This window comes from Mitsuaria sp. TWR114 (assembly GCF_007997345.1).
This window is the reverse complement of sequence record NZ_VOSR01000361.1, coordinates 1-2,301: the sequence shown is the minus strand read 5'-3', so window position 1 is coordinate 2,301 and position 2,301 is coordinate 1. Positions and strand designations below refer to the sequence as shown.

The window sequence follows — 2,301 nt, the reverse complement described above, 5'->3', positions numbered from 1 at the left end:
GCCGCCCGCCCGGCGGCGCGCCGGCGGGCGAGTGCGCCCCCGTAGAATGCCCCGTCATGAGTTACCAGGTCCTCGCACGCAAATACCGCTCCCGCACCTTCGAGGAGCTGATGGGTCAGGAACACGTCGTGCAGGCCCTGGCCAATGCGCTGACGCAGCAGCGCCTGCATCACGCCTATCTGTTCACCGGCACCCGCGGCGTGGGCAAGACCTCGGTGTCGCGGATCCTGGCCAAGTCGCTGAACTGCATCGGCCCGGACGGCACCGGCGGCATCACCGCCCATCCCTGCAACGTCTGCGACGCCTGCCGCGACATCGACGCCGGCCGCTTCGTCGACTACGTCGAGCTCGACGCCGCCTCCAACCGCGGCGTCGAGGAAATTTCCCAGCTGCTGGACCAGGCCGTCTACAAGCCGGTCGTCGGGCGCTTCAAGGTCTACATGATCGACGAAGTGCACATGCTCTCGAACACCGCCTTCAACGCGATGCTGAAGACGCTGGAGGAGCCGCCCGAGTACCTGAAGTTCGTCCTCGCGACGACCGACCCGCAGAAGGTCCCCGTGACCGTGCTGTCGCGCTGCCTGCAATTCAACCTGCGCCCGATGGCGCCGCAGACGGTGCTGGAGCACCTGACGCGCGTGCTGGGCAACGAGAACGTCCCGAACGAACCCGGCGCGCTGCGCCTGCTGGCACGCGCGGCGCGCGGCTCGATGCGCGACGCGCTGTCGCTGACCGACCAGGCGATCGCCTTCGGCTCGGGCGAGTTCCAGCCGGGCACGCCGCGCGGCGACGCGCTGATCGCCCATGAACTGGCCCACGTGGCGCAGCAGGACGGCGCGCGGGCGCCGGACGCGGGCCGCGACATGGCGGAAACGCCCGGCCTCGAGGAAGAGGCCGACCGCTCGGCGCTGGGCGCGCTGTCGACGCTCTACGGCAAGGGCAGCGCCGGCCCGCCGGTGCGCCATGGCGGCCCGCCCACGCGCGGCGGGCTGCGGCTGCAGCGGTGCAAGTCGGAATCCGAGAAGGCGCGCGAGGCCGAGATCAACCGGCTCGGCGGCCTGCAGTACGACTTCCTCGAGAAGCAGCGCAAGGAAACCGAGGACCGCAAGCGCAAGGAGGCGGAGGAGGCGGCGAAGAAGTCGGGCCTGCCGCCGCCGGTCACGCCGCCGACGGTGACCGTCGACGACATCATCAAGAGCGAAACCAAGGCCGCCGATCCGCCCAAGCCGGCCGATGCCTGGACCAAGCTGGACCCCAAGGTGCAGGACGACTGGAAGAAGCGCGCCGATGCCGCCTGGAAGAAGGTCGTGGCCAGCGTCGCCGGCACCGAGCTCGAGACGGTGATGAAGGGCAAGCGCCTGAAGTTCGACCCCAAGGACGCGCTGGAGCAGGGCTACTTCGGCGCGCAGCTCGGCGACGAGCTCGAGGTCGGCATGCAATGGGTGGAGCTGGCCGAGAAGGACGCGAAGAACGTGTGGCCCAACGTGGCGCACGAGCTCGGCGGGCACTTCGAGTACGGCAAGGCCTACGCGACCGAGATCATGAGCGCGGCGCTGGAGCGCATGCCCGAGGCCGAGCGCAAGAAGTGGAAGACCGATCCGGTGCTGCGGCAGAAGTTCTTCGACACCTACGAGTACGCGGAGACCGAGATCTTCGCGGAGCTGCGCGAGCGTCGTTATGCGCATCCCGAGACCGGCACCGCGCCGCCCAATCCCACCGACGATCCGGACGTGGACGTGCCGCGCCAGCTCAACGTGCTGAAGAAGGCGCTGCATCCGGAGGTCGCCAAGGCCGTGGTGGCGCACCTGAAGGCACGCGTCGACGCGTCGCCCTCGCTCCTGGAACGCGACAAGAAGTTCTTCGCGGAACAGGTCAAGGCCGTGTTCGGCCCGCCCTGATATGGACGCGACCCGGGCAGCCGCACAACCGGCGTCGGCCACCGCGCGCGTGCCGTCCCTCAAGGAGACGGTCGCGCCGGCCAACGACCCCGCCGAGCACGAGGCCGACCGCATCGCCGACGCGGTGCTGCAAGGCCGGCGATGGCCGCTCCCCGGCCAGTCCGGCTGGTCCGCCGCGACCGATCCTGCCTCTCTTGCTCCCTCTCCCGCGGGGCGGGAGAGGGCAGGGGTGAGCCTCATCCAGCGCTCCGCCAAGCCCGGCGATGGCGAGCCCGCGGCAGTCACCGCCCCGACGAGCGCCTCGCCGCTGCTGGTGCCCGACGACGCCAACGCGTCCCCCGGACAGATGCGCAAGGGCGAGTTCATGGCCGCCCTGCGCGCCGGCATCTGCGCCGCGGTCGAC

At 70.5% G+C, this 2,301-nt stretch carries 2 protein-coding genes; both read left to right on the top strand.

Features of this window, described 5'->3' with window-relative positions; genetic code table 11:
• Nucleotides 1–56: 56 nt before the first annotated feature.
• On the top strand, nucleotides 57–1,898 hold the full coding sequence (gene dnaX, locus FUT87_RS14035) for a DNA polymerase III subunit gamma/tau (RefSeq protein WP_147241415.1): 1,842 nt from the start codon (nucleotides 57–59) through the stop codon (nucleotides 1,896–1,898).
• Between the two features lie 49 nt (nucleotides 1,899–1,947).
• Nucleotides 1,948–2,301: hypothetical protein (locus FUT87_RS14030; RefSeq protein ID WP_222617148.1), on the top strand; the 354-nt coding region annotated here is incomplete at its 3' end.